Raw genomic sequence first — 26,372 nt, forward strand, 5'->3', positions numbered from 1 at the left:
TTTCGGGCCTGCACAGGTTTTGGAGAAGAAGTGAATCCTGGCCTGTCTACCCGGAGCAGTGGCGGCTTATTTTCAGTCCTGCTCATAGCGGGTATGGCTTTTAGCCCGGTTCAGGCGGAAGCTGAAGGCACCCCGGCATTTTCCGGCGGTGTAGACCCAGGCGGGCCAGCAACGAAGATCCCAACTGTGGTGGCGCCTTCCGCCTCCCCTCCGCTTGCCGGATCGGACGTGCCACTGAGCGGAGAGAAGGCGTGGCGCATTGCTGAAGGGTGGTATGCGCATACGGCTTTTCTGCTCATGCTGGGCGCGGGACCTGAAATCGTGGCGACAGTGGCCACGCCACGTGAATTTCCCTGGATGTTTCATCTGTTTCCAGCCCTTGAGCAGGCCAGGCCTTTAAGGGCCGGTCAGCTGGAGCCCGAGACGCTTCTGAAGCTGCAGAGCTCGCTGGTTTTCCTGCCGCGAGCCGAAGCCGGGCTACAGCCCGTACTGATACGTGAGGGGATGAAAACCGTCACGCTGGGCTTTCAGGATTTCGCCGGGCTTATGAATTGCCTGAAGGAGACGGAAGGCCTTGTTGCCACGCCGCTTGCCGCGCAACGGGCGCAACGTTACAGCCAGGCCCTGCAGGTCGCGCTGTCTGCAGGTGGCCAACCGCCTGCAGGGCGCCCGCGTGTCCTGCACCTGTCGTCGCTGAAGCCATTGCAGGTTGATGGGGCCAAGACCATCATTTCACAGTGGATCGAAGCTGGAGGCGGCCGGAATGCCGCTACGGTTACAGGCAATCACCGTCCTGTCACGGCTGAGCAGATCGTCGCCTGGGATCCTGACATTCTCATTCTGGCAGCCAATGCCGGCTCCCTGGAGGCCCTGCGCCGTGATCCGGTTCTGGGGCGTTTGCGCGCAGTCCGGGCTGGCCGGGTCTTCCGCAACCCTTCAGGGGTGTTCCTGTGGGACCGTTACGGGCCTGAACTGCTGCTGCAGCTCTCCTGGGCGCGTCAGGTCATCAGCCGGGGCCGGATTGACAGGAAAGACATGATCCACCGGATCATATCATTCTACCGCGATTTCTACGGTATTTCCCTGGAGCCGGATGAGGCCGTCCTCATTCTGGAGGCTCAGCCCCCCCGACCTCGCTGAGGTTTTTCAAGGCTCCCGGATTCTGGTCCCGGCTCTGCGCCTGCCTCATGCGCAGCTCAGAATTTGGCTGCGATCGTTCCGAAGAATTCCCGCGGGGCAGCGACGAACAGGTTGGGGTTCTGGTCGCCTTTGACCGAGGCTGCACCGTAAACGCCGCCGATGTAATTCTGCTGGAACAGATTGGTGACGCCGAAGGTCGCCTTGAAATTCTGGGCGAATCCCAGCTTGCCGAAGTCATAGGAGGCCGTCAGGCTGGAGGTCCAGTAAGCGGGGATCTTCATGTCGTTGGTGTAGGTCATGTACCGCTTGGCGTTATAGTTGGCGTTGAAGTCGAAGCTGAAGCGCTGGTAGTGGTAAGCAAGGTCGACCTTGTACATGAATTTCGGATAGTAGACCTGATGCATGCCGCGCAGGTTCAGCGGTCCCCCGTTCGCTCCCAGACCCGGCACAGCCTTGTTGCGGTAGGTCTCGTTGTTCCAGCTGAAGCTGTTGGTCAGGGCGAAACCCTGCAGCCAGCTGCCCGTCATGTTCTGGAAGGGCCGGACCGTGCCCAGCACGTCAGCGCCGAACATGCGCTCCTTGCCGATGTTGAGATACTGCCCGTTTGCATAACCGCCCACGGTCTGCGTGACGCTGACGAGACGGTTGTAGTATTCCGTGTGATAGAAATCCGCTGCCAGCATGAAGATCGGCGAGCTGTAACGATAGCCGAGCAGGTAGTTCCAGGTGCTTTCCGGCTTGAGCTTGGCAACGCCGTTGAGGCCGTATTTGGCATTGTTGAAGGCCTGCTGCGCTGACTGGTGCCAGGACCCCAGCCCGCTCCAGGCGGTCGTGTCGTAAGGCCGCATGTTTTCGGCGATGTCGATATAGGCCTCATGATGCTGCAGGAAGTGATAATCCAGATTGAAATGCGGCAGAAAGGCATTGGACGCGTTGAGCGATCCTGAGGCCTGGTGATTGTAGAACGGAATGTTGTAGCCGTTGAGCTGGTAGGCATTGCCGACCGTTTTCCAGCCTGGATTGACCCGTGAGTTGTTGTTCTGGGTTTCTGTCAGGGACTTGAAGCCGGCAGTGAATTTCAGCCCCCTGGTGATCGTGAAGGTGTCCTGCACGTAGAACTGGAACGTGTTGGAATTGAAGTTCCTCTGCCACCATTTGGTGCTGGAACCCTTGCTGTAATCATGCACGTCGTGCGGACCGTCCCATTGGTCGGCCCAGAGATATTCAGGCAGCTGGAAACGGTTGTTTTCATACCACAGCCCGGTTTTGATCAGGTTGCGGTCACCTGCGTGAATGTCGAAATTCTGGGTGAAGCCGATGCGGCGGGTGTTGGATTTCTGCCCCATCCAGGCGCTGGGCATGCCGTCAGGCGAGCTGACGCCCAGCTGCGTGTTGCCGTAATCGCCGTTGGAGACCTGCGCATATGCCACCGTGCGGGAGGTGACGTTCGAAAACAGCTTATAGTCGAAGTTCAGCGCACTCAGGTAGTTCTGCTGGTACTGGTTGCCGGCGTACTGGAAGTTGCCCGGATCAATCGGCTGGCCGTCCAGCCCCATTGGGAGATCAGGCAGCGTCACCCCTGCACAACCGCCCGCTTTCAGGCCGAGATTGGCTGCATTGGCACAGGCGAAGCCTTTGGCTTTCGACCAGTTCGGCATGCTGTAGGTGGTCTTGCGCCCCATGATTTTCCACATGCTTTCGGTCAGGGGCATGTAGTTGTCCTGGTCAAGGCGCGAATAATCGAACAGGGCTGTCAGCTTGCCGCGGTCCCCCTGGATGGGCTGCACGCCCTTGAAGTTGGCCAGCAGCTCGTCCTGCCCGCCTGCGCCTTTCCAGAGATTCTGGTCGGTGCGGGAGAAAGCGGCATAGAACTTGGTGCCGGTATCGTTCAGCTTGCCGGAATCAGCGCGTGCAAAGGTGCGGTAGGCGCCATAGGAGCCGAACATCTGGCTGACCTGCCCGCCCGCCTTGTTGAGCGGGTCCGAGGTCGTGTAGCTGATCGCCCCGCCCAGCGTCTGGGTGGAAGGCGTATCCAGTGCGCCTGCGCCCTGGGACATGGCGATGGAGGTTACGTTCTCCTGGATTTCCGCCTGATCGATGGAAAGCCCGTACGCATTGCCGAACCCCTGACCTCCCAGCGGAATGCCGTCCATGGTCACGCCGAGCTGGGTGAGGTTGAAGCCGCGCACGTAGAGCGTGTCCGCCACGGCATCGAGCCCCAGCGCATCGGAGGAGGTGAAGTTGGCGCCGGGTGTGGTGTAGGCCAGAATTGCGTTGGGATTCGTGCCTGTGACGAATTCATTCATCGTCTGACGACTGACTACGTCCACAGCGCCGTGCGAGACGTGGCGGCGGGCGCCGATCTTCATCGTTTCCGTGCCCCCGTCAATATTGCGGCGCCGATGCCTGCGCACAGCACCAGTGCCAGCGCTGGAGAGAGGCACAATCTCCCGGCCATCTGCGCTGCGGGCAGCCGGCCCGCCTGGCCGTCTCCCTTCTGCGCGTGCTGGTGTCAGATGGCGTGCAGCGCGTGCCCTATGGGGACCAGCCTGCCGGCCCGGCCTCCCGCTGTGGCTGGCGGGCCTGTAGGCCGGCATGCCTTTCAGTTTGAAATAGGGCTCATTCGGGTCGAGGCTCGAAGCACGGGCAGGGCCGGGAGAGAGAATAATGGCCGCCATTGACGAGAAGAGAAGCGCGTAAGGGGTTTTGCGTGTCGTCATGGCGGACCCTTTCGTGGAAACTGTGGCGCATCAGCACGCCGAATCGGCTGAATGGCGTGCTTCCCGTCATGGTCCTTTCAGCCAGGCCCGTTGCTGAAATGGCGGAGAAGCACACTGACAGCCTTGATTATGACTTAGCGTAACGTTCTGATGTCAATACGTTTCAATTATGAAACTTAATGGAGAAGGGCTTTGGGAGAGAATCTGAGACCGTGACGGCACAGGGTGTGGCGTTTGGGCCATAGTCTGGGCAGCGCCGAATCTGTATTCAGGCGTTGACGACTGGAGAGCGGTCAAGGCCGTGCGCTAAGGAAGGAAAAAGGACCGATAGGCCTGCAAGGCCGGGCCTGCTAAACTGCCCGGGCCTGCGACGGGGCGAAGCAAAGGGGCCAAAGGCTGCCGCTTTTTTTTACGTTTCGGGCGCTGAGATCTTCAATGCAACAGGAGTGCCGAGACCGTGGAGTATTATCTTTGTGACACTGACAGCCCCAGCGGTCTGACGGCGCTGGTCAATGAATATCTGGGCAAGGGCTATCAGCTCTATGGCGATGTGACGATGTACAACCTTCCCAATGGCGGTGTGCGCTACAATCAGGCCATGACCCGCCAGTCGGCGCCCAGCCAGGCAGCAAGCCAGCCGGCCGCCACGGCCTCAAAGTCCGACCAGGGCACCCATGGTTCTGGGAAAGCGGCGAGCTGAAGGACGCCTGCCCGGGATGTTTTTCCGGCAGGCCTCTCGGCACGGCGAAACGAGAGGCATATGAAAAACCCCTCCTGGTTCAGGAGGGGTTTTCAAGCATGTTCTCAAGCAGGGATTGCCCTGAGCGGGCAGGCTGTGGCCGGGACTTTACTTGGGGGCCAGAATCATGATCATCAGCCGGTTTTCCATGCGTGGCATCTGCTCTGCCTTGGCGAGATCCTCCACTTCAGCACGGATGCGTTCCAGCATTTTGAGCCCCAGCTCCTGATGGGCCATTTCACGGCCCTTGAAGCGCAGGGAAACCTTGACCTTATCGCCATCTTCAAGGAATGACTGTACCGCCTTGAGCTTGGTCTGGAAGTCATGCTCGCCTGTGCCAGGCCGGACCTTGACCTCCTTGAGTTCGATGACTTTCTGTTTCTTGCGGGCCTCGTTGCGCTTTTTCTGCTGTTCGTATTTGAACTTGCCGTAATCGAGAATCTTGGCGACCGGCGGTTCAGCGGTCGGGCTGATTTCAAGCAGGTCCAGACCGGCTGCAAAAGCACGCTGGAGGGCATCGCGCGTGGGGAGGATGCCTATCATTTCGCCGTCAGCATCGATGACACGAACCTGAGGCACACGGATCTCTTCATTGACGCGCGGCCCTTCACGGGTCGGGGCGGCTGGAAACGGCGGTCTAGCTATGGTCGACTCTCCTGTCACTGTCGCAATGGTTTTTTCTGCTTCATAGCTTCCAGCCTGCGCCAGTGCAAGGCGCAGGGGAAGTATTATGGATCTTGCCTGCAGGTTAATTCAGCTCAGGCGGCGGCTGTCTGTGCAGCCGCCTCGCGGGCGCGGCGCAGGTCAGGCGGGGTGGCTTCCTGCGCCAGTTGCTGCACGGCTTCAGACAGGGGCAGGACCTCCTGCTCCTTGCCGCCCAGGCGGCGCATGGCCACCGTGCCTTCCTCGGCTTCACGCCGCCCCACAACCAGGATCACCGGCACGCGGGCCAGACTGTGTTCACGGACTTTGGCATTGATCTTCTCATTGCGCGTATCGGCTTCCGCATTCAGCCCGGCAGCCTTCAGGGCTGCGGTGACCTGTTCCGCATAAGGTGCCGCGTCCGTTACGATACTGGCAACCACCACCTGGGTGGGTGCCAGCCAGAGCGGGAACTTGCCGGCATACTGCTCGATGAGAATGCCGAGGAAGCGTTCAAAACTGCCCAGAATGGCCCGGTGCAGCATGACCGGCCGGTGGCGTTGGCTGTCCTCGCCGATATAGGAGGCGTCCAGCCGCTCCGGCATGACATAATCCACCTGCAGCGTTCCGCACTGCCAGTCCCGGCCGATCGCATCAGTGAGCACGAATTCCAGCTTGGGGCCATAGAAGGCGCCTTCACCGGGATTGAGCTCATACTCCACGCCGACCATCTCGCAAGCGCGTTTCAGCGCCGCTTCAGCGCGGTCCCAGGTCGCATCATCGCCGGCGCGGGTTTCCGGACGATCGGAGAACTTGACCCGGAAGGAATCAAAGCCGAGATCACGATAGACTTCGCTCAGCATGGTGACGAAACGGGCCGTCTCTTCGGCGATCTGGTCATCGGTGCAGAAGATATGCGCGTCATCCTGGGTGAAGCCGCGCACGCGCATCAGCCCGTGCAGGGCGCCGGAAGGCTCATAACGATGACAGGCCCCGAATTCTGCCATGCGCAAGGGCAGTTCCCGGTAGGAGCGCAGCCCGTGGCGGAAGATCTGGACATGGCACGGGCAGTTCATGGGCTTGAGGGCCAGAACCTTGTCTTCCTCTTCCACCGTCGCAACGAACATGTTCTCGCGGTATTTGTCCCAGTGGCCCGAGGCTTCCCAGAAAGCACGGTCGAGCAGTTGCGGCGTGCGGACTTCCTGATAACCGTTACGGTTCTGGGCGCGACGCATGTAGTCCTGCAGGGTGGAATACAGGCGCCAGCCTTTCTGATGCCAGAAGATCTGCCCCACAGCTTCCTCCTGGATGTGGAACAGATCCATCTCACGCCCGATGCGCCGGTGATCGCGTTTTTCGGCCTCCTCGAGGCGCTGGAGATGGGCGGAAAGTTCCTTTTTGTCACGCCAGGCCGTGCCGTAAATGCGCGTCAGCATGGGGTTGCGGTGGTCACCGCGCCAATAGGCCCCTGCCACCCGCATCAGTTTGAAGGCCGTTCCCACGTCAGCAGTGGTGCGCAAATGCGGGCCGCGACACAGGTCGAGCCATTCGCCCTGACGGTAGATCGAGATCTCTTCATCAGCCGGCAGGTCACGGATGAGCTGAGCCTTGAAGTGCTCGCCCTTCTCCTCGAAAAAGCGGATCGCTTCATCACGCGCCCAGACTTCGCGCGTGAAGGGCTCGGCCTTTTCCACGATCTCGCGCATTTTCGCTTCAATGGCGGGGAAGTCTTCAGGCGTGAAGGGCACTTCACGCGAAAAATCGTAGTAGAAACCGTCCTTGATGCTCGGCCCGATCGTCACCTGGGTTTCAGGCCACAGGCTCTGGACGGCTTCAGCAAGCACATGGGCCGTGTCATGGCGGATCATTTCAAGCGCCTCGTCATCCTTGCGGGTGACAAAACGCAGGCGTGCGTCATGATCGATGGGGGTATCGATATCGACCAGCTTGCCGTCCACCTCCATGGCCAGCGCCGCACGTGCGAGACCGGCCCCGATGGCTGCGGCGACGGTAGTGCCGGTCACAGACCCGTCGAAGTTGCGAACACTTCCGTCGGGCAGGGTGATGGCAGGCATGAAGAAGCTCCTTGAGCAGGGGTAGAGCGGGACAGGACGCGAAGGAAATCGCGCAAAAGCTGGAAAACAGCGCCGGAAGAGATGGAAGATCCGCAAACGGAGCGGCCAAAGATGCCGCGACCGTTGCCGCTTCGCAACCCTTTAGGTGCCCCGGCCTTTTTCAAAACGGACCGGGTGGTTCAGCGGGAGGGTTCAGTCAGAAGGTGGCCTTCAAGATAGGCGATGACAGTTTCGGGCTGGAGGGCGTTGAGATCGGGCATGGAAAGAATATGGCTGCGCCCCGGCGTGACGGAAAGGGGGGCGGTACGCCGCGGGTCGCTTTCTGCAGAGAACAGAGTCAGCGTCGGGGCATCCATGGCGGCAGCCACATGCAGGGGGCCGGTATCGTTGCCGATGACCAGTGTCGCGCCTCGCATCACCTCGGCAAGGCCTGTCAGGGAAGTGTGGCCGGTCAGGTCATGCAGGGGCAGGCCGAGCTCTGCTGCGGCCTGGGCCAGGCTGTGTCCGGCTTTGCGCTCACCAGTACTTCCGACAACGATCGCTTCCAGCCCGTGTTTCTGCAGCAGCGGCAGCAGGGCAGCGTAATGTTCTACCGGCCAGCGTTTGGCCGGGCGGTGGGCGGCAGCCCCCGGAACCAGCACAACATAAGGGGCTGCCAGCCGGCCGAGTGCTTTATCTACCACCTCTGGTTGCAGCCAGTGCGGCACGTGGCGCGGTCGGGAGGGGATGCCTGCGCAGCGTAACTGTTCTTCCTGCCGCAGCAGAGTGTGCATCTGACGGCGTAGCGGGGTGGCATGGCGCCAGCGTGCGCCTGGATGGGCGCTGCACCAATCGGGCCGCTTCCGGGAGAGCCGGCTGAGACGCTGGTAATGCCGTGTCCGTGAGGAGTTCTGGAAGTCATAGACACGGTCAACCGTGCTGAAGAGGCGGTGCATTTTCACAAGATGCCGCCAGTCTGCAAAAGACGGGCGGTCATCAGTCACAACAGCGTCGAACCAGGGTGAACGGGTCGCCAGGTTTTGGTAAAAGCTGCCGGTCAGCAGGGTGATATGGGTGCCTGGAAAAGCCTGGCGCAGGGAGTCGAAAACCGGAAAGGCTTGAAAGAAATCACCCAGCGCCCCGTGCCGGATGACCAGAAAACGCTTCCCGGTTTCTCCAGTGGTCCGGTTGCCGGGCCCGCCTGAAACAGGCGGGGCTTTCTGCAATCCGGACCATTTGGATAAAGGCCGGTTGGAGAAAGACAGGAGAGCCCAGTCAGTTTCCACCGGCAGGGGATTTTGCGCCGCCCTTGCCCGTAGAGTCCCCGTTGGCCACCACGACCATGGCCGGTTTCAGGAGGCGGTTGTTCAGCTTCCAGGTCGGCGACCAGACCTGAACGATCTGCCCGGGTGCGTGATCGGGGGAAGCTACTTCCTGCATGGCCTGATGCTCATTGGCATCGAAAGCCTGGCCTTCCGCTTCATGGCGGGTGATACCGTGGCGCTCGAGAATAGACAGCAGGGAACGCTCGGTGCTTTTCAGGCCTTCGCGCGTCTTGTCCATAATGGCTGCGATATCGACTTCTCCTTGCTTGACCACGGGCAGGGAAGCGATGGCGCGTTCCAGGTTTTCAGCTCCTTCGACGATGTCCTTGGCGAATTTCTGCAGGCCGAACAGGCGTGCATCGGACACTTCGCGCTGGGCACGGTTGCGCACGTTCTGCACTTCCGCTTCGGCCCTCATCCAGCGGTTCTTCATCTCCTCCAGCTCGGCTTCAAGCTGGGTGATGCGTTCTTGGGGGTCCAGTGCGCCTTCTGCGCCTTCCACAGATTGCGCTTCCGCTTCGGGCGCCTGATCCTGAGCGTGTTCCTGCTCAGGTGCTGCAGCAGTGCCCTGTTCGTGCTGAGGGGGATTCTGGTGCTGGCCGTGCTGGGAGTTGGAATGCTGTTTCTTCATGTCGGGACCCTTCCTGTTGGGTTTCCTGGTGGCGGGCGTCGGTTGTGGTTGGTGGCCGGGCCGCTCTGTCCACATTTCATGTAACTTATTGAACCACATAGGCAGGATTGACCTGAAAGCAAGAGGGCGAGGGGATCGACAGGCGCCATGTTTTTGTCCCTTCATGCCTTTACAGCCTGTGTTGTGAAAGGACCAGCCGCAACGGGAGAGAGCCGGTTACCTTTCCAGGTTTCCGGCCTCCCTCTTGCTCCCTTGGTGAAAGCAACGTTACAGAGGAAGACATGACGCAAACGATTTCTCCGTCTTTCCCGTCCGCCGGCCCCCGCTTTGCCAATGCCGGTTCCCCCGCATCTGCCAGCGGGCTCTCACAGCCGGGCGCCGCTTCCGCTGCGCCTTCCCCCGCACGCCCGCAGCCGGTGATCGCGCTTGTTGATGATGACCGCAACATCCTGACATCCGTGCAGATGACCCTGGAGGCGGAAGGGTTCACCGTTCATACCTATACGGACGGCGAGAGCGCGCTGCAGGGTCTGCTGGCCCGTCCGGTGGCTCTGGCGGTCCTGGACGTCAAGATGCCCCGCATGGACGGGATGGAACTCCTGCGTCGTCTGCGGGCGCGCTCGAGCATGCCGGTCATTTTCCTGACTTCGAAGGATGAGGAAATGGACCAGCTCATGGGGCTGAGGCTGGGGGCGGATGACTATATCACCAAGCCCTTTTCGGTCCGTCTGCTCGTCGAGCGAATCCGCGCGCTTCTGCGTCGCCATGAGGTGAGCCAGGCGGAAGCCACTGGCGAGGCGGTTGCCGGCGCGCCGGTCATGATGCGTGGGGACCTGGCGCTGGATGAAAGCCGGCATCAGTGCCTCTGGAAAGGGCAGGAAGTGGCCCTGACCGTGACAGAATTCCTCCTGGTCAAGGCGCTGGCAGTGCGTCCGGGTATCGTGAAGTCCCGCGACCAGCTGATCGATGCGGCTTATGGGGATAGCGTCTATGTGGATGACCGCACCATCGACAGCCACATCAAGCGCGTGCGCAAGAAATTCCGTCAGGTGGATGAGGCCTTCAATCAGATCGAGACACTTTACGGGATCGGCTACCGTTACCGCGAATGAGCGTTCCCGCATGAGCCGCCTCCATGAAATGGTCCTGAATGAAGGGTCCGTGCGCAGTGCAGGAGACGCGTCCAGCGCCAGGGGCTGGCGTGGCTGAGGCACAGCAGGCCGATATGCGGTCGCGCAGAGGGGGTCTGCAGTTTCTGCGGCCTTCTGGGGGTTCCGCTCTGAAAAGAGCCCTCCGGCTGGTGCAGCAGCATTTCCAGCGCCTGCTTTCGCCTCTTCTGGGGCGTATTCTTCTGGTCAACGTGCTGCCTTTGGCTTTGCTGGCAGGGCTCCTGCTTTCCATCAATCAGTTCCAGACCGGCCTGCTGGAAGCCGATGTCACCGCGCTGCGTGAGCAGGGACATATTTATGCAGGCGCGTTGGGGCAATCAGCGGTCCGGCGTGTTGGGGGTGGGCCGGTGCTTGATGTCGGCCTGGCGCGCCCTTTGCTGACAGAGCTGGTGGCCTCGAGTCACAATGCCCATGCACGTCTCTTCGGCCCGGACGGTCGCCTGCTGGTTGACAGTCATCAGGGTAAGGGGCCGCATGGTTCAGCGGCCCGATCTTCCGAGCCGGAACCGCCACGCCCGCGCGGCGAGGATGCGGTGGATGCCTTTTATGGCTGGATCCTGTCCTGGCTGCCGCTCAACAGCCGTACGGGTCCTGTGCCGTTCGAGGGGGCGGAAGGCGAGGGAGACGGGCGTGGCCGGCCGGGCGTGGCCCCGCCCCCCCTTGGCGGCCTGGTGGAATTGCCGCCCTATATCCGTCGCACCGCCGGCCACCAGCTGGTGATCACGGTCGTTGAGCCTGTCATGCATGGTGGCCATACGGTAGGCGAGATTCAGCTCACCCGCCGCGATCCGGAAATTGACCGTTCCCTGTTCGTCGTGCGCTCGGCCATTCTCACCCTCATGTTCGGGGCCCTCCTCGTGACGGTGCTGCTGTCGTGGTATCTGTTTCACACGATCGCCAGTCCGCTGCGCCGGCTTGTCAGGTCCTCACGGGAAATGAGGGAACCTGGTCACGGGCGGGCAGATTGCGTGCCTGCTCCCTTGCTGGGCCGGCGCGATGAGATCGGCGTGCTGGCACGCGCGCTGCGGGTAAGCACCCTGGCGCTGTGGGCGCGCCTTGATGATACGGAACGCTTTGCAGCTGAAGTCAGCCACGAGCTGAAAAATCCGCTTTCTTCCATCCGCTCAGCCCTGGAAACCCTGCCGCGCCTGCCTAATGGTGAGCCGCGCAAGCGCCTGCTGACCATTCTGACCGATGACGTGCAGCGGCTTGAAAGGCTGATTTCCGACATTTCCGAAGCCAGCCGGATCGAAGGGGAACTTTCGCGCGGCCGTCATGAAGCGGTGGATATCCTGCCTCTGCTTTCAGTGCTGGTGGAGATGCACGAGACGACCCGCGCACCAGGTGATCCCCATCTGGTGCTTGAAGTGGAGTCGGGCTCTTCTTCGGGAGCGGCACGGAGCAAGGGAGAGGGTTTGCCGTCCTTCTGCGTCATGGCGGTGGGGGACCGGCTCGTGCAGGTCATCCGCAACCTCATCAGCAATGCCCTGTCCTTCTCCCCCCCTGACGGGCAGGTCACACTTCGGATCCGTTCCGTATCAGTGCCGCAGAACGGCGCCTCTTCAACAGCCCTGCAAGCGTCCTCTCTGGCCCAGGATGTCCTGAAACCGGCCCCCTCTGCTGCCGGTTCCCACAAGATGCGGGAGATGGTGGAGATCGAAGTGAGTGATCAGGGGCCGGGTGTGCCGCCTGCCAAGCTGGAAAACATTTTTGACCGGTTTTATTCCGAGCGCCCGGGCAGTGAGCATTTCGGGCAGCATTCGGGGCTGGGGCTTGCGATCAGCCGACAGATCATCCAGGCCCTTGATGGCACCTTGCAGGCGGAAAACATCTATTGCGCCGGCCCTCCGCAAGCGCAGCACAGTGACGCAGGCCTGCCTTCAACGACCGCTGTGCCTGCAGGCCCCTTTGCCTGCGGGGCACGTTTCATCGTCCGCCTGCCCCGTTGCGCCTGTCCCGCCCACAGCGTCGGCGAAGGAGGGGAAGAGTGAGGAAAGAAGTACACAGTTCTTCTGGAAGGAAGAGGGAGGCATTGGTGCCTGGGCGGTTTTGGGGCCATATGCCTGAATATTGTTCAGAGAGCTTTTATTCTTTTTGTGTCCCTCGCCAGTTTCCAGCAGTCTCAGCCAGCAGTCTCAGGATGAGTTCATGAAGCCTGTTACCCCGCCTGCCTCGCCGCCCGTGCCCGCGTGCCCAGCCCCCGCCCAGGGTCCTTCAGCACGGGAGGCTGTGACAGGCGGCGTTCCGACAGAACTTCAGGCCGAAGAGCGGCTGGAGACACAGCCGAGCCGCAGGATCTTTCTCGTGAGCGGGCTGTCAGGGGCAGGGAAAGCGTCCATTCTGCGCATGCTGGAGGATCTGGGCTGCGAAGTGGTGGACAATCCGCCCCTTGACCTGTTTGACGCACTTACGCTTCAGGCACAGCCGGAACTGCCCGATCATTTGGCAGCCCCTCTGGCGATCGGTATTGACGTGCGGAGTCGTGGTTTTGAAGCAGCAGGGCTGATGGAGCGGTTGGCGCGCCTGCGGGCCAGGCCGGGTCAGACAGTGCAGCTGATTTACGCCACCGCTGAAGATGATGTCCTCCTGCGCCGGTTCACTGCGACCCGGCGGCGGCATCCGCTGGCCACAGGCGGCAACATCCTGTCGGGCATTACGCGCGAACGGCAGTTGTTGGCTCCCCTGCGTGAAGCGGCGGATCTGGTGGTCGATACTTCCGACCTGCCCCTGCCGGACCTGCGCCGGCTGATCGGTGCGCGTTTTGGCGATGCGACCGGGAAAGGGCTGGCGCTGGTCATCATGTCCTTCGCCTATCCGGCAGGGCTGCCCCGAGAGGCGGATATGGTGTTTGACGTGCGCTTTCTGCGCAATCCCCATTATGATGATGAACTGCGCCCTGGCACCGGACTGGATCGTAATGTTGCAGACTACGTGAAGGCCGATCCCTTTTTTGAAGCGTTTTACGGTCATCTGACCGGGCTGCTGGAAACAGTGGTGCCGCGCTTCGTGGAGGAGGGGAAAAAATACGTCACGATTGCTTTCGGCTGCAGTGGCGGGCGGCATCGTTCCGTCACCTTGGCGGAGGCCGTGGCCCAGGATCTGGCCCAGAAACTCGCCCAAGCCCGCCAGCTGGCCTCTGCTGACAGTGACCGACCGGGCGGAGGCAACATAGGGCTGGCCCAGGTGGACTCAGTCATGATCCTGCACCGGGAACTGGCCCGGCAGGGGCAGGATTCCTGGCGCTGGGCCGTCGCGCCGAACGGCTTGCCGGCCCTTGATCCTGCCGAGCCTGTCTGAACAGAGGCCAGGCTGTCGTGCAGGAAGGCTCTCAGAAAGATCAGTGCCGGAAAGACCAACCCTCGGCGGGGCACCGCCCCGAGGCGCAACAGGGGCTGGCCTTTTCTGCAGAAGTCGAAGCGCAGCTGGAGGCGGCGCGCCAGTGGTGCGTTGCGCGTGGCGAGCGCCTGACGCCCACGCGGGCTCAGGTCCTTGGCCTTATCCTTTCAGACCCCAGGCCGTCAGGAGCTTATGAGCTCCTGAGCCGCCTGCGGGAAAGCCATCCCCGCGCCGCGCCCCCCACGGTCTACCGGGCGCTGGAGTTTCTGCTCGGTCTCGGGCTGATACACCGTATCGAACGTTTGAGTGCCTTTACAGCCTGTCTGCACGTTCTGGAATGCCATGATTCTAGCTGCTGTCCGGCCGGTTCAGAGGCCGGGAGAGCGGTTTCTGAAGAAGCCGGAACCACAGTGCCGAAATGGGCGGGGCACAGGGCTTATTTCCTGATCTGCCGCCTTTGCGGGCATGTCAGGGAACTGGAAGAGGCGCTGGTCAGCCGTCTTCTCCTGCAGACGGCCAGCGGGCTGGGATTCAGGGCGGAAAGTGCAACTGTGGAAATCGTTGGGGTCTGCGCTGAGTGTGCGGGCAAATGAGCCTTCAGCTCGCGCAATCGTGACCGGGGCCGGGATGGACGGAGGTAGAATTAGGGCGTTTTTTTGTCTGCATCGAGCTTACCTCGATAGGGCCCGATTCCGGCGCTGCAAGGGATTTTCTCCCCGGCATGTCGGTCTCGCGAGGTATCGGGACGCATCGCATCGGGAGCGTGTCTGCTTCTGGTGTAGTCCCAGCCCGTCATGCGTTCTGTTCTGCTGAAGCATCACGGGAAATCCTGAAGAAGGCTGGAAGGCCGTCTGTTTGAAAGGCAGTCTGTGCGGGCAGCCAGGCCCTGTGCCCCTCGCAAGATATGGCCCGATGTGAGGAGAGGTTCTGCATGAGTACAGCTGTTTCGTCGGGAGCCGGCAAATCCGGCCCTGATTTCGGGCAGGTCGACCCGCTTGCGGCTCGGCGTGTTCTGACCTTCTGCGTTCTCGCAGCTCTGGGCGGATTGATGTGCGGGATGGATATCGGGGTTATTTCCGGTGTTCTCAAGCCTTTCGGCATTCAGTTCAATGTTTCGAATTTCGGCAAGGAATGGGTGGTCGCCGCCATGCTGGCCGGCGCTTTCGTCGGTGCGCTGACAGGCGGTTTTTTCTGTCAGAAGATCGGCCGCAAGAGCACTCTGACCCTTGCAGCGGGCGCTTTCGGACTGGGCGCGCTGTTCTGTGCGATGAGCTGGTCTCTGGGCAGCATGGTATGTGGTCGCTTCGTGGTCGGTCTCGGGCTTGGCCTCGCTTCCTTCACCGCCCCGCTCTATCTCTCGGAGATCGCCCCCGCTGACAAACGTGGCACGATGGGCACGCTGTGGCAGCTGATGATCACGCTGGGGATTTTCCTGACCTTCTTTACGAATGGCTGGATTTCCGGCGTGGCGACTTCAGAACACAGCTGGCGCTTTATGCTTCTGGTTGAAGCTGTTCCGGCCCTTGTTTTCTGCGTTCTCTTCTTCTTTCTGCCCCGCAGCCCGCGCTGGCTGCTGATGAAGGGCCGTTGGGAAGAAGCCCTGGCCGGCCTGACCCTTCTGCGGGACACGCCGCAGCAGGCTGAAAAGGAACTGCAGGCCATCAGGACCCAGCTGCAGGCGAAGCAGGAAGGCTTCAGCCTTTTCAGGGACAATCCCAATTTCCGCCGCTCGGTGATGCTGGGCATGCTGCTGATGATCATCCAGCAGTTCGCCGGTATCAACATCATCATGTATTACGCACCGAAAGTGCTTGAAGAGGCCCATTTCAGCCCGGCCGGGCAGATGTGGGGCACAGCCCTCATCGGTTTCGTCAATTTCGTGATGACATTCGTCGCGGTGCTGTATTCCGACCGCCTGGGCCGCAAGCCGCTGCTTTATATGGGGTTTGGCGGCATGGCGATCAGCATGGGGTTGCTGGCCTTCCTTCTGAGCCTGCCGACGGAAAGCCATTTCGACCAGATGGCCATTCTGGTCCTGATCATCATCTTTGTCGGCGCGTTTGCCATGTCTGTCGGGCCGCTGCCGTGGGTGATCTGCTCGGAAATCCAGCCTGCCAAAGGCCGCAATTTCGGCATGACGGTCTCCACAGCCACCAATATGTGCTGCAACTTCCTCATCGGCCTCACCTTCCTGTCCATTCTCGAAGCGCTGGGGCCTTCCAATACCTTCTGGCTGTTCACCGGGTTCAACGTGGCGGCGATTATCCTGGTCTATTTCTTCGTGCCTGAAACCAAGGATGTGCCCATGGAGAAGCTGGATGAGCGGCTGATGCGCGGCGTACGTCTGCGTGACCTGGGACGCGCGGACTGAAACCTTGCGGTAACGCATCCAGGCGCGACAGTTTCAGCCAGGCCGGTCGGTGGAAATGCCGACCGGCCTTTTTACCGGAAAGTTGCGCTCCCGGCAGGTTGGGTTACACTGCCGTGGTCTGCAAAGCGTGGAAAAGCCTGGCTTTGCAGACAAAGGAGGAAACCCGCTGCCGGCCGGGAAGGGAGAGGCAATGTCAGACGCGCATACACCGGATAAGCGGGGTCCCGGAGAAAGCCTGGTGCGCAAGGACCTGCAGGCCAGCCAGACTTCCAGAGACCCTGGTCTCATGGAAAACGGTGAGAGCGACGAAACGACCTCCCTTTTCGATCCAGCGCGTTTCAAGATTCTGGCGCTCGGGCTGATCGCCGCCCTGGGCGGGCTGCTGTCTGGTCTGGATGTCGGGGTTATTTCCGGTGCGCTGAATTTCATCGGACGTACCTACCATGCTTCGACCGTCGCCCTGGAATGGGTGGTCAGCGCCATGATGGCGGGAGCGGCCCTTGGGTCGATCAGTGCCGGATGGCTTTCTTATCATCTGGGTCGCAAGCGGGCCCTGTTTCTGGGTGCCGCAACTTTTGCGATCGGGGCACTCGGCTGTGCGCTGAGCTGGTCTCTGGGATCGTTGATCTGCTTCCGGGCCATCATGGGGCTGGCGATCGGACTGGCTGCTTTCACCGCGCCACTCTACCTGTCGGAAATCGCCACGGAAGAAACGCGCGGCGCCATGGTCTCGATGTACCAGCTGATGGTGACGATCGGCATCTTCCTGGCTTTTCTGTCCGACACGCTGCTGTCCTACTCCGGCAACTGGCGCTGGATGTTCGGTGTCGTTGCCATCCCGGCCATTCTCTTTCTCATCGGCCTGATCTTTCTGCCGCACAGTCCGCGCTGGCTCATGATGCGCGGACGTTATAAAGAGGCACGTGCCATCCTTCTCGACCTGCGCGAGACCCCTCAGGAAGCCGCGCAGGAAGCCAAAAGCATCCGTGCCCAGCTGAAGACCAGGCAGGAAGGGTGGAAGCTCTTCCGGACCAATCTGAATTTCCGTCGTTCGATCGTGCTGGGCATGCTGCTGCAGATCATGCAGCAACTGGCCGGTATCAATATCGTGATGTATTACGCGCCGGAAATTCTGCAGCAGGCCCATTTCGACACGCAGGGACAGATGTGGTGCACGGCCCTGATCGGTCTTGTGAACATGCTGGCCACCTTTGTGGCGCTCGGGCTGGTGGACCGCCTGGGTCGCAAGCCCATTCTGTACATGGGGTTTGCTGTCATGGCTGTGGGCATGGGGCTGCTGGGCTGGTTGCTGCATGGGGGTATGCATACCGAGGCCTCACAGATGGCAGCGGTTTTTCTGCTGGTTGTCTTCAGCGCCGGGTTCGCCATGTCTGTCGGCCCGCTGGCCTGGCTTCTGTGCTCTGAAATTCAGCCCGCTGCCGGGCGTGATTTCGGCGTCGCTGTCTCGACCTTTACCAACTGGACCGCCAATCTCGTTGTCGGCCTCACATTTCTGTCGCTCATGCAGAAGCTCGGCGCAGCTGACACGTTCTGGTTGTTTGCCAGCCTCAACGCTCTGTTCATGGTGCTGACCTATCTCTTCGTCCCTGAGACGAAAGGCGTTTCCCTGGCTAAGCTCCAGAACCGGTTGATGCGTGGCGTCAGGCTGCGCGACATCGGGCGCACCTGAATTTCAGGGGCTGGGCGAGCGGCTTGCAGCTGCGTTTACCGCCCGGTCAGCGGAACGGCTGCTTAACGGCTTCAGGGCTGTCGGTGAAGAAATAAGGACGGAACGGTCCCAGCATCTCCTGTAGGGTGGCCTGCTCTTCAGGGGAGAGGCGGGCGTGAAAGACCGGCAGGAGCCGCAGGGCCAGGTGGCGGTCTTTGCGCATGAGCGCCCCCAGTCCTGCCAGTGTGGGCGGCAGCCTCAGCCCTTCCTGCAGAAAGCGGATGAAAGGCAGGGTCTGCCAGGTGCTTTCCTTTTTGAAGCGGGGTGCGGCTTCAAGGGTGAAGTTTTCCCACAGCTGCACCTGCAGACGGTCAGCGACCACCGCTTCCCCAGGCGGGGCAGAGAGAAAGAGCTGTGGGTGCAACTGCTGCAGGGCCACGCTGTTCTGCCGGCTGCCCGAGCGCAGGCCATAAGCCAGCACGCCGTTGAGACGCCTGTCTTCCAGGAAGGTGAAATCATCCAACCCACCCTGTGGCGTGCAGGCCAGGAGGAAAACGAGCCCGGGGGCAAACTCCATGCGCAGCCCGTAAAGCTGGGGCAGCGCCTGAGTTACCGCAGGGCCGGGCGCGGCAGGCGTTTCAGACCCGGATTCCGGTGGGGTGTCCGCCAGAAGCTGCACCAGCCCATCCTGCTGCACGCCCAGGCCATGGCCGTTCCAGGCGACGATTCTGGTCAGCGAGAAAGGTAGTTGGGGAGCCGGAGGCTGCCAGGCTTCCGGTTCCGCTACAGGCAGAGGCAACAGGGCTTCTGCAGCACCCTGGAAAATCACCTCGCGCATCCAGGCCTGAACCGGGCCGAGCGCCGCACAGGGACGCCTGTCTTCCAGCTCGTTGCGGTCGCCTGCCAGAAAGTCGGGCAGACGCAGCTGCAGATTGGCGCGGCGGCGCGCGCGTTCAGTGAACTGCTCCAGGCTGCGGACCTGATAATGCCGGACACGGGCCGTGCCCCAATCGGGCAGCGCCTGCTGGATGCCGGGCCGTTCCCAGTTCACCTGCTGCTGCCCCGGGGTGACGTAATGGCCTTTTTTGAGCGGGAAGATATGGGGGTTGATCCAGCCGCCGTCCCAGCAGTCAGGTCGCACAAAGCTTTTGACGTGCCGGTTGATCGGTTCTTCAGGGCGGCTGTGGCGCGTAAAGGCGTGAAAGGCGGGCTGGACCGGGCGGAGCACCAGCTGATTGCTTCCCTGCAGGCACCAGCTGATGGCCACGCCGCCGACTTCCTCGCTGAAGTCACCCAGAAATGCCTGGAGATTACTGTGGCGATGGAGGTCGAGATACTCGTCACTGTCCAGAAACCCTACCCAGTCGCATTGTCCCTGAAGAAGATGCAGGGCGGTCTGGTAGGCATGCTGCTGGCGCCCGTCCACCGGGCCGTCAGACCAGGGCAGGCGATAGATCCTGACGTCATGCAGCGCCGCAGCGGCCTGCAGAAGATCCATTGTGCCGTCTGTCGAGCCGTCATCGAAAAGGACGAACGTGTCGACACCCAGGCGCGCATGCCATCCCATCCAGGGCAGGAGGTCGTCAGCCTCATTGCGGATGATGCCGACGAGCGCGGTTTTCACAGGGTCTCTGCCGGGCATCTGCAGACCGTCAGCTCATGACGACGTTGATACGGGCCTCATGGAACCGTTTCAGCACATCCTGAAGCAACGCGCTCTTGATGCCCAGCGAGTTCTTCACGTTGTAGAATGAAACGGTCAGGCACATCGTGACCTGCAGGTCGTCCAGCGCCGTGGTGATGATACCCGGCGCCGGCAGGGCCAGGACAAGCGGCTGGTCATTGGCGGCAGCAAGCATGAGCGCCTGCGCCTTGTCCAGATCGACGTCACGCGAAAGCGTGAAGTTCAGCGACAGGTTGGTCGGCTGGTCGCCGAAGCTTGCATTGGTAACGTTGGATGTGACCAGCTGGGAATTGGGCACGATGAGCGTGGCGCCGTCTATCAGGGTGATGTCGGTTGCGCGGATATTGATCCGCTGAACCACACCCTTGATGCCGCCGATGATAATGACATTGCCGGGCTGGATGGGCCGTCCGGCCAGCAGAATGATGCCGGAGATGAAGTCCTTGACGATGGACTGCAGACCGAACCCCACGCCGACCGACAGCGCGCTCACCACCCAGGTCAGGTTCTGCACCGACACACCCATCATGGAAAGCAGGGTAAGCCCTGTCATGATCCAGACAGTGTAGGAGAGAATGCTGATGATCGAGGTCTGCGCCCCGTTGTCGAGATTGGTGGTGGGAAACAGGCGGGTCAGCAGCCAGGTGCAGATGAAGTTCAGGCCGTAATGCACGGCAACGACCAGGAGAATGCAGCTGATGGCCGTTTCGGGCGACAGGGCCAGACCGCTATGGGCGGTGCCGGTGAAGATGTGGCTCAGCCGGCTCCAGAGCGCACTGAATGACAGGTCGCCCTTGGTCTGCAGCAGGGCGATCAGCACCATGATCAGGGCCAGCGAGCCTGCAGCGCTGAGGATGACGCCCATCTGCTCCATGCGGCGCGGGCTGACGCCCAGCATGCGCAGCCAGCGCCCGGTGCCGTGATTGGGGGAAAAGAATACCGAGACCACCATCTGCCAGGTGCCGGCCAGCACACCCGTGACAGCGACCGCATAGGTCAGGTCGACGATATCGCTGGTCAGGGAGAAGGCGAAGGTGATGTAACCGCAGGCTACCGCAATGCCGGTGATGGCGAGCAGCAGGATGGCCAGGGCATAGAAAGGTTTGCGCAGATTGATGCTGGCCATGTGTGCCAGAGAGGCGGAAACCTCCTTGGTCTTGCCGGCCTTTTTGGCGTCTTCAACCTGTTTTGCGGCTTCCTTTTCCTTCTCGGCGGTGACGGTGTTGCTGAGCCGGCGTCCGATCAGATAGAGCGTGAAGGCGCCTGCGAGCGCCACACAGGCCTCAAGAAAGGATTGCAGGGTGTTGCCCAGGACGCCTTCATTCTGAAAGGTCTCCAGGAAGGCGCATGACATCAGCGCCAGGCTGAGAAACAGGCTGAAGGTGCGCATGCTGCGTCCTGAACGCCAGTGGCTCAGGGGGATGCCGCCGCCGAGCACGAAAGTGCAGGCGGGAATGGTTGTGGCAACGGTGCCGAGCAGCAGGTAGCCGTGCGGCAGCAGGAAATTGCTCCACAAGGCCCAGAAGACAGAGGCGACGGTTGCGCAGATGAGGCCGATGCCCAGCGCTTCGGGCGCGCTCCAGCCAGGCTGTAGCTTCATCGTGTCGCCTGCATTCCCGTGCTCAGTGGAAGCTGGCAGGGAAGTGTCACCGGCTGAGCTGTCCTGAGCATTACGGTGGTCATGGCGCTGTCTTTTTATCGTCAGCCGTTCCAGATCCTGCAGGCGGCTGCGCAGGAAAGAAGGCAGCACGGCTTCCAGAAAACGCCCGAGTGCCGCTGTGCCCAGAAAGACCAGCAGGAGCCCCAGAGGCAGCAGAATCAGATCCTTAACGGCCGCCACGCTCCTGAGAGAGGCGAAGAGCGCGACCGTCTCGCTTTCAAGCTGTGCCCAGAAGGTGAAGGTCAGGGGCGACAGGCTGCGGCGTGAGAGAGTGGCCTGCTGAATCTGGCTGCTGAGCGAGCCCAGCATGGCGAGCAGCTGGCGGGCCTGCAGATCATAAAGCTTGATCCGGATGCTCATGGTCTTGACCGCGCGCAGGTTGTCCTGGGCCTGCTGGCGCTGCTGGGTGATGGAGGCCGGCTCACCCGGCTGGGGCTTGTCGCCCAGAATCTCCAGCAGCGCGGTGAAGGCGTTCTGGTAGCCTTCAACCTGGGTCAGGGCGGCTGCTGTATTCTGCCGGACACGGGTGGCCTGGGCCGTATAGCTGTTCAGCATGATCATGCTGGGCGCAGGATCGGTGACCTGGACGGCTGACGAGACCTCTTGGAGGATTTTCTGGTCCTTGTTGAGCTGCTCGGTCAGCGTTTTCTGCATCGTTCCCCACCCGACCAGGGGCAGGTCTTCCACGCTCAGGGGCTTGGCGGGCGTCTCGGCACTCTTATGCTCGCCCGCTGCCACCGCGGGATGGAGACCGGCCATGAAAGCAGGGGCGGCAAACAATGCCCCTCCCAGGCAGGCAGCGCGGAGAAGGAGAGCGGGGCGCATGGAAAACTTCGTCATTGACCAGTCCGGGTTGGCTGTGAAGTGGGCGAACGAGATGCAGCGAGAAATCCCGTGAAAGGGCTATTGTGCCTTTCCCGGGCCGATCAAACAAGCGGGGCACCATCAGGGAAGGGACGGCAGTCAACCGACCCTATATGGAGAGGGGATAAGGTCCGGCCGGGGCTCAGACGGAAAGGCGTCCCTCGGCGACAGCCTGTCTGATGGCCGTGATGGAAGGCAGGCCCGTGATGCGCATGATAGCCAGCAGTTCCGCCTTGATCCGGCTGATGGCTTCAGGCCCGTGATAGATGAAAGCCGTGTAGATCTGAACGAGATCAGCCCCCAGGCACAGGCGTTCGAAGACGTCACGCCCGCTGTCCACGCCCCCAGCTGAGATCAGGGCCAGCCGTCCCTGATTGGCCTGGGCCACCAGCCTCAGCACGGCCCGGGCCCTGTTGGCCAGTGGCCGGCCCGACAGACCGCCTGACTCCACGGCGCGCGTGTCCATGAGACCTTCCGGGCGCGCCAGGGTGGTGTTGGTCAGGATCAGCCCGGCAGCTCCATGTGCCGCTGCGGCATCGACGATCGGGGCGTAGGAGCTGTTCTCCAGATCCGGTGACAGCTTGACCACCAGAGGGGGAGGGTTGGGAACGGTTTCGAGAATGGCCTCCAGAATGCGCGCCAGGATGGCCGGGCCCTGCAGGTCGCGCAGGCCTGGCGTGTTGGGGGAGGAGAGATTGATGGTGATGTAATCGGCAAAGGCGCTGACGCATTTGACGAGCAGCGGATAATCGCGCATCGGGTCAGCGCCGGTCTTGTTGATGCCGAGATTGATGCCGAGCGGAATGTTCAGCCCGTCATCGCTCTTGCCGCGCGGGCCGAAGAACTTGACGAGATTCCTGCAGAAAGCTTCGATCCCGCAGCTGTTGAACCCCATGCGGTTGATGATCGCTTCATCTGCTGGCAACCGGAAGATGCGTGGCCGCGGATTGCCGGGTTGTGGCAGGGGCGTGACGGTGCCCACTTCAATGAAGCCGAAGCCGAGCCGGGCCAGGCCCTGAATGGCGCGGGCGTTTTTGTCGAACCCGGCTGCAAGGCCGATCGGATTGGGAAAGTGGAGTCCCATGACGGTGCTTGCCAGAGTGGGATCGTCAGTCGGCGCTTGGCCGGCGAGCTTTCCGGCAATCGAACGGATGGCGATTTCATGGGCCAGTTCGGGGTCAAGACGTCTCAGAAGCCACGTTGCCATTTTTCCTGCAGGCATCATCTTTTCCCGTATCTCCCCATTGTAAGCACGACTGTAAACACGACAATCTCTTCCGGTGTCCCGGACTTATGGTCCAGCTCTGCAGGGTGTGTAAGGCCAGCCTCGGTTAGCTGTCTCTGTTATCAGACAGCAGCGTGGTTTTTTGGTGAACGTGAATATTGTGGTCTGTTCGAGTCGAACATATGTCCACATCGGTGTCTCTCTTGTTCGGTGGCTTGTAAAGAGAGACAGGCTGCAGACCAGCTCGCTTGAGAAGGCGCAAATTGCTGAAAGGTCCAGGTTGTCACAGGTTACAGGTGAAGCGTTGGTTGAAGGAAGATGGAGTGAACCTGCCTGTGAAAGGCCTTCGAAGAGAAACCGGATGCGATGAAACGGCGCAGGTTCTGACTGCTTCGGATTTATGTCTGTCTGTTGCTTGTGAGAATAAACCAGTTTTCGGGATGTGAAGATTACGATTCGGGGGTGAGAAGATTAAGATAAGGAAAGACAGGTGCCTGGGAACAACATGGCTGGAATAATCATGAAAGAGATCTATCTCGCGCCCTGCTGTCGCAACGCCCTGCATCGTCTGAAACTGGCCGGGGCCCATGGTCGGCCGGCGCTGCTAGAGGGCCACCCCCGCACCCGTTTCAGAGATGAGCCCTGTCTGGCCCGGCTGGTTGCGCAGGGGCTGGCCCGCAAGGGAGAGGAGGGTACTTATTATCTGACCCGTGCCGGCGCGGTGTGGCATGAACGCCTGTTTCCCGGTTTTTCGGCGCCTGTCTGAAATGTTCAGTCCAGACGCGTACGGGAATTTTTGCTAAGCCCTTCCCATGGCCTCGCTTTCATCCCTTTCCGGTCTTTCAGCGTGCGGCAGCAGTGCCGATTCCCCGAGCAGTACTTTCACGCCCCTATTGGCGCCTTCCGACGTCTCCATCAGCAAGGGAGAAGCGGGCGGTGGGGAAGGTGGCGCAGAAAAAGCATGTTTTGCCCTGCCGGCCATTGAGCTGGGCCAGGGAGTCCGCATTGGGGATCCGGTCATTCTGGCGCCGATGTCGGGAGTGACAGATCTGCCCTACCGCAAACTGGCCCGCGAGCTCGGGGCAGGGCTGGTGATCTCTGAAATGATCGCCTCTTGGGCCATGGTGCGCGAAAATCCCAACACGTTGCGCATGGCCAGAAGTGCCGGGGCCGGCGGGGTCAATGCAGTCCAGCTGACAGGCTGCGAGCCTGAAGCTATGGCCGAGGCGGCACGCCTGGCGGTGGAAGGCGGGGCGGAAGTCATCGATATCAATTTCGGCTGTCCGGTGCGCAAGGTGGCGATCGGGCAGATGGCCGGCTCGGCCCTGATGCGTGATGAGCGCCTTGCCGCCCGTCTGCTGGAAGCCACGGTGCGGGCAGTCGATGTGCCGGTAACGCTGAAAATGCGCATGGGCTGGGACCATGAGCATCTCAATGCGCCCCAGCTTGCCCGGATCGCCCAGGAAAGCGGGATCCGCATGGTCACAGTACACGGGCGGACGCGGCAGATGTTCTATAACGGCACGGCAGACTGGCGGTTCGTCCGCAAGGTCAAGGAGGCCATGGCGCTGCCGGTGATCGTCAATGGCGATATCGTCACCATCGCTGACGCGCGTGAAGCCCTGCGGCAGTCCGGCGCTGACGGCGTGATGGTCGGGCGCGGCTGTTACGGTCGGCCCTGGTTTCCAGCCCAGCTGGTCGCCTCTCTGCGTTCAGGGCAGGACGTGCCTGACCCGACCCTGGTGCAGGAAAAGGAGATCGCGCTCCGCCATTACCGCATGATGCTGGCGCATTTCGGCGAGCGGCCCGGTCTGCGCCTGGCCCGCAAGCATGTCTCCTGGTATTCGGCCGGCCTGCCGGGGTCGGCCGCTTTCCGTGCGGCGGTCAACCGCATGGAGCATTCGGAAGAGGTGCTGTCTTTCATGAGTGCTTTCTACGATCGCCATATCGCAGCGGGTTTCGTGCGTGATCGCGAGGGAGAGGTCCTGCGTCACGGCACGCCCGCTTTGGACCAGGCATGACCCCGCTCCCGGAGTCGAACCCGCTGGCAACGCAGGCCGCAGAAGCAGCGGCAGAAACAGAGAATGGCTCGGACGCCGCTTCCGTTTCCACGCCCCCGCCGGCCTGCGGAAAGACCTTCAGCCTGTTTCTGCATGGTGCGACGGCCGAGCTGCGCCTTGAGGTCGCTCGCAGTCTTCACCAGCATGGCCCCCATGCGGCTGGCCCTTTTGTGCAGACGCGCCTGATGGAGGAAATCCGCGTTCTGAGGGAGGAGGCGCTTTTTGGCTGTGAGGAGAAGCAGTGCCCGGGCTGGATTGCCCAGGCCGCTGGCGGCACACTTCTGATTGATGAGATCGATTGCCTGGATTTTGATGCCCAACGCGCTCTGGCCCGCATCCTTCAGGCCGCCACGCCGGCTCAGCGCCTGTTTGTGGCAAGCCGTCATGCCCCTCAGCGCCTTCTGGAAACCGGCACTCTCTGCGCGGAACTCCAGGCCTGGCTGAGCCGGCTTGAAGGCCGGCATTGTCTGGGCCCCGAGCGCCTGCGGGCTGTATGGCAACTCCAGGCCGACCCTGATTCCACCCGGGCTTCCGATCCGTCCGGCAGCATGGGAGGCCTTGCGGTCGTTCTGGATCAGGCGATGCAGGGCCATGTGGAAGCAGCGCTGGAGACGGGCGTGCAGATGCTGCATGCAAGTGTCGTGGCAGCCGTGGAGCAACCGCTGCTCACGCGTGTTCTGCAGCATACTCAGGGCAATCAGCTCCGCGCCGCCGCCATTCTGGGGCTCAATCGTAATACGCTGCGCAAACGCCTGCAGGCCCTGGGGATTGCCCTGCGTCCCAAAGCCTGAGAGGGCTGCAAAGAAAGCCTCTTTATCCCTCTCTTCTGGTCCATGCTTCTGACGCACGGTTTCTTGCAGACTGCTTTATGTGCAAAGCTTGCCGGGAAACGGTTCCTCAAGGAGCTGGAACAGGTTGAGTGGATCAAGTGAAGGGAGAACGTAAGCGTTTGGACATGAGTGGTGCAAAGCCGGGGTCGCCTGATCCTGTTTCGGACGGGAAAGCGCCTCCACCTCCCGGGCGCCTGCAGAACGCCCTGAGGCAGCTGCGCCACCGCCTGCGGCGCGGCGGCGCCTGGCTGGC

General features: G+C 61.5%; 19 protein-coding genes. 11 read left to right on the forward strand and 8 right to left on the reverse strand.

Going from position 1 to position 26,372, the window contains the following annotated elements; genetic code table 11:
• Positions 1-186 precede the first annotated feature (186 nt).
• Entirely contained in the window at positions 187-1,140 is a 954-nt protein-coding gene (locus E3E11_RS05265) for an ABC transporter substrate-binding protein (protein WP_231118842.1), read from the forward strand.
• A gap of 56 nt (positions 1,141-1,196) precedes the next feature.
• On the opposite strand, the gene E3E11_RS05270 is transcribed toward E3E11_RS05265, so the two are convergent.
• Complete coding sequence (locus E3E11_RS05270) at positions 1,197-3,860, reverse strand: TonB-dependent receptor domain-containing protein (RefSeq protein WP_231118844.1); 2,664 nt, start codon at positions 3,858-3,860, stop codon at positions 1,197-1,199.
• A gap of 457 nt (positions 3,861-4,317) precedes the next feature.
• On the opposite strand from E3E11_RS05270, the gene E3E11_RS05275 reads away from it, so the two are divergent.
• On the forward strand, positions 4,318-4,560 hold the full coding sequence (locus E3E11_RS05275) for a DUF1737 domain-containing protein (protein WP_141451479.1): 243 nt from the start codon (positions 4,318-4,320) through the stop codon (positions 4,558-4,560).
• A 147-nt stretch (positions 4,561-4,707) separates the two neighbouring features.
• On the opposite strand, the gene infC is transcribed toward E3E11_RS05275, so the two are convergent.
• From infC to E3E11_RS05295, 4 genes are all read right to left on the reverse strand, one after another.
• Positions 4,708-5,262, reverse strand: coding sequence for a translation initiation factor IF-3 (gene infC, locus E3E11_RS05280; RefSeq protein ID WP_231118846.1), 555 nt, complete (start codon positions 5,260-5,262; stop codon positions 4,708-4,710).
• A 95-nt stretch (positions 5,263-5,357) separates the two neighbouring features.
• Entirely contained in the window at positions 5,358-7,316 is a 1,959-nt protein-coding gene (gene thrS / locus E3E11_RS05285) for a threonine--tRNA ligase (RefSeq protein ID WP_141451480.1), read from the reverse strand.
• Positions 7,317-7,495: 179 nt separating this feature from the next.
• Positions 7,496-8,521: a glycosyltransferase family 9 protein gene (locus E3E11_RS05290; RefSeq protein ID WP_141451481.1), complete on the reverse strand. Its 1,026-nt coding sequence runs from the start codon at positions 8,519-8,521 to the stop codon at positions 7,496-7,498.
• A 49-nt stretch (positions 8,522-8,570) separates the two neighbouring features.
• Positions 8,571-9,251 (reverse strand): nucleotide exchange factor GrpE, encoded by a 681-nt coding sequence (locus tag E3E11_RS05295; protein WP_141451482.1) that lies wholly within the window; start codon positions 9,249-9,251, stop codon positions 8,571-8,573.
• A 281-nt stretch (positions 9,252-9,532) separates the two neighbouring features.
• Here E3E11_RS05295 and E3E11_RS05300 point away from each other — a divergent pair, with 281 nt between their 5' ends.
• The 6 genes from E3E11_RS05300 (at position 9,533) to E3E11_RS05325 (ending at position 17,817) form a co-directional block, all read left to right on the forward strand.
• Entirely contained in the window at positions 9,533-10,363 is an 831-nt protein-coding gene (locus E3E11_RS05300; RefSeq protein WP_141451483.1) for a response regulator transcription factor, read from the forward strand.
• Between the two features lie 188 nt (positions 10,364-10,551).
• Positions 10,552-12,411, forward strand: coding sequence for a stimulus-sensing domain-containing protein (locus E3E11_RS05305; protein WP_231118847.1), 1,860 nt, complete (start codon positions 10,552-10,554; stop codon positions 12,409-12,411).
• A gap of 157 nt (positions 12,412-12,568) precedes the next feature.
• Positions 12,569-13,717, forward strand: a complete 1,149-nt coding sequence (gene rapZ, locus E3E11_RS05310) for an RNase adapter RapZ (RefSeq protein ID WP_141451485.1) — start codon at positions 12,569-12,571, stop codon at positions 13,715-13,717.
• Positions 13,718-13,734: 17 nt separating this feature from the next.
• Entirely contained in the window at positions 13,735-14,349 is a 615-nt protein-coding gene (locus E3E11_RS05315) for a Fur family transcriptional regulator (protein ID WP_141451486.1), read from the forward strand.
• Between the two features lie 338 nt (positions 14,350-14,687).
• Entirely contained in the window at positions 14,688-16,127 is a 1,440-nt protein-coding gene (locus E3E11_RS05320) for a sugar porter family MFS transporter (RefSeq protein ID WP_141451487.1), read from the forward strand.
• 286 nt (positions 16,128-16,413) lie between these two features.
• On the forward strand, positions 16,414-17,817 hold the full coding sequence (locus E3E11_RS05325; protein WP_141452164.1) for a sugar porter family MFS transporter: 1,404 nt from the start codon (positions 16,414-16,416) through the stop codon (positions 17,815-17,817).
• A 46-nt stretch (positions 17,818-17,863) separates the two neighbouring features.
• Here the strand turns inward: E3E11_RS05325 and E3E11_RS05330 are convergent, their stop codons facing one another.
• The 3 genes from E3E11_RS05330 to E3E11_RS05340 all read right to left on the reverse strand — a co-directional run bounded on the left by E3E11_RS05330 (position 17,864) and on the right by E3E11_RS05340 (position 23,229).
• On the reverse strand, positions 17,864-19,420 hold the full coding sequence (locus E3E11_RS05330) for a glycosyltransferase family 2 protein (protein WP_168189206.1): 1,557 nt from the start codon (positions 19,418-19,420) through the stop codon (positions 17,864-17,866).
• Between the two features lie 28 nt (positions 19,421-19,448).
• Positions 19,449-21,980 carry a mechanosensitive ion channel family protein gene (locus E3E11_RS05335; RefSeq protein ID WP_141451489.1) on the reverse strand — a complete coding sequence of 844 codons (2,532 nt, stop codon included), beginning with the start codon at positions 21,978-21,980 and terminating at the stop codon, positions 19,449-19,451.
• A 166-nt stretch (positions 21,981-22,146) separates the two neighbouring features.
• Positions 22,147-23,229 carry a quinone-dependent dihydroorotate dehydrogenase gene (locus E3E11_RS05340; protein WP_141451490.1) on the reverse strand — a complete coding sequence of 361 codons (1,083 nt, stop codon included), beginning with the start codon at positions 23,227-23,229 and terminating at the stop codon, positions 22,147-22,149.
• 520 nt (positions 23,230-23,749) lie between these two features.
• Between E3E11_RS05340 and E3E11_RS05345 the strand changes: the two genes are divergently transcribed.
• The 3 genes from E3E11_RS05345 to E3E11_RS05355 are packed head-to-tail and all read left to right on the forward strand — an operon-like array spanning position 23,750 to position 26,080.
• Positions 23,750-23,995, forward strand: a complete 246-nt coding sequence (locus tag E3E11_RS05345; RefSeq protein ID WP_231118848.1) for a hypothetical protein — start codon at positions 23,750-23,752, stop codon at positions 23,993-23,995.
• A 46-nt stretch (positions 23,996-24,041) separates the two neighbouring features.
• On the forward strand, positions 24,042-25,250 hold the full coding sequence (gene dusB / locus E3E11_RS05350; RefSeq protein WP_141451491.1) for a tRNA dihydrouridine synthase DusB: 1,209 nt from the start codon (positions 24,042-24,044) through the stop codon (positions 25,248-25,250).
• Positions 25,247-26,080 (forward strand): helix-turn-helix domain-containing protein, encoded by an 834-nt coding sequence (locus tag E3E11_RS05355; protein ID WP_141451492.1) that lies wholly within the window; start codon positions 25,247-25,249, stop codon positions 26,078-26,080. The genes dusB and E3E11_RS05355 overlap by 4 nt, the downstream gene beginning before the upstream one ends.
• The last annotated feature ends 292 nt before the right edge of the window (positions 26,081-26,372 follow it).

This window comes from Oecophyllibacter saccharovorans (assembly GCF_006542375.1).
In the GTDB taxonomy this organism is placed as follows: domain Bacteria; phylum Pseudomonadota; class Alphaproteobacteria; order Acetobacterales; family Acetobacteraceae; genus Oecophyllibacter; species Oecophyllibacter saccharovorans.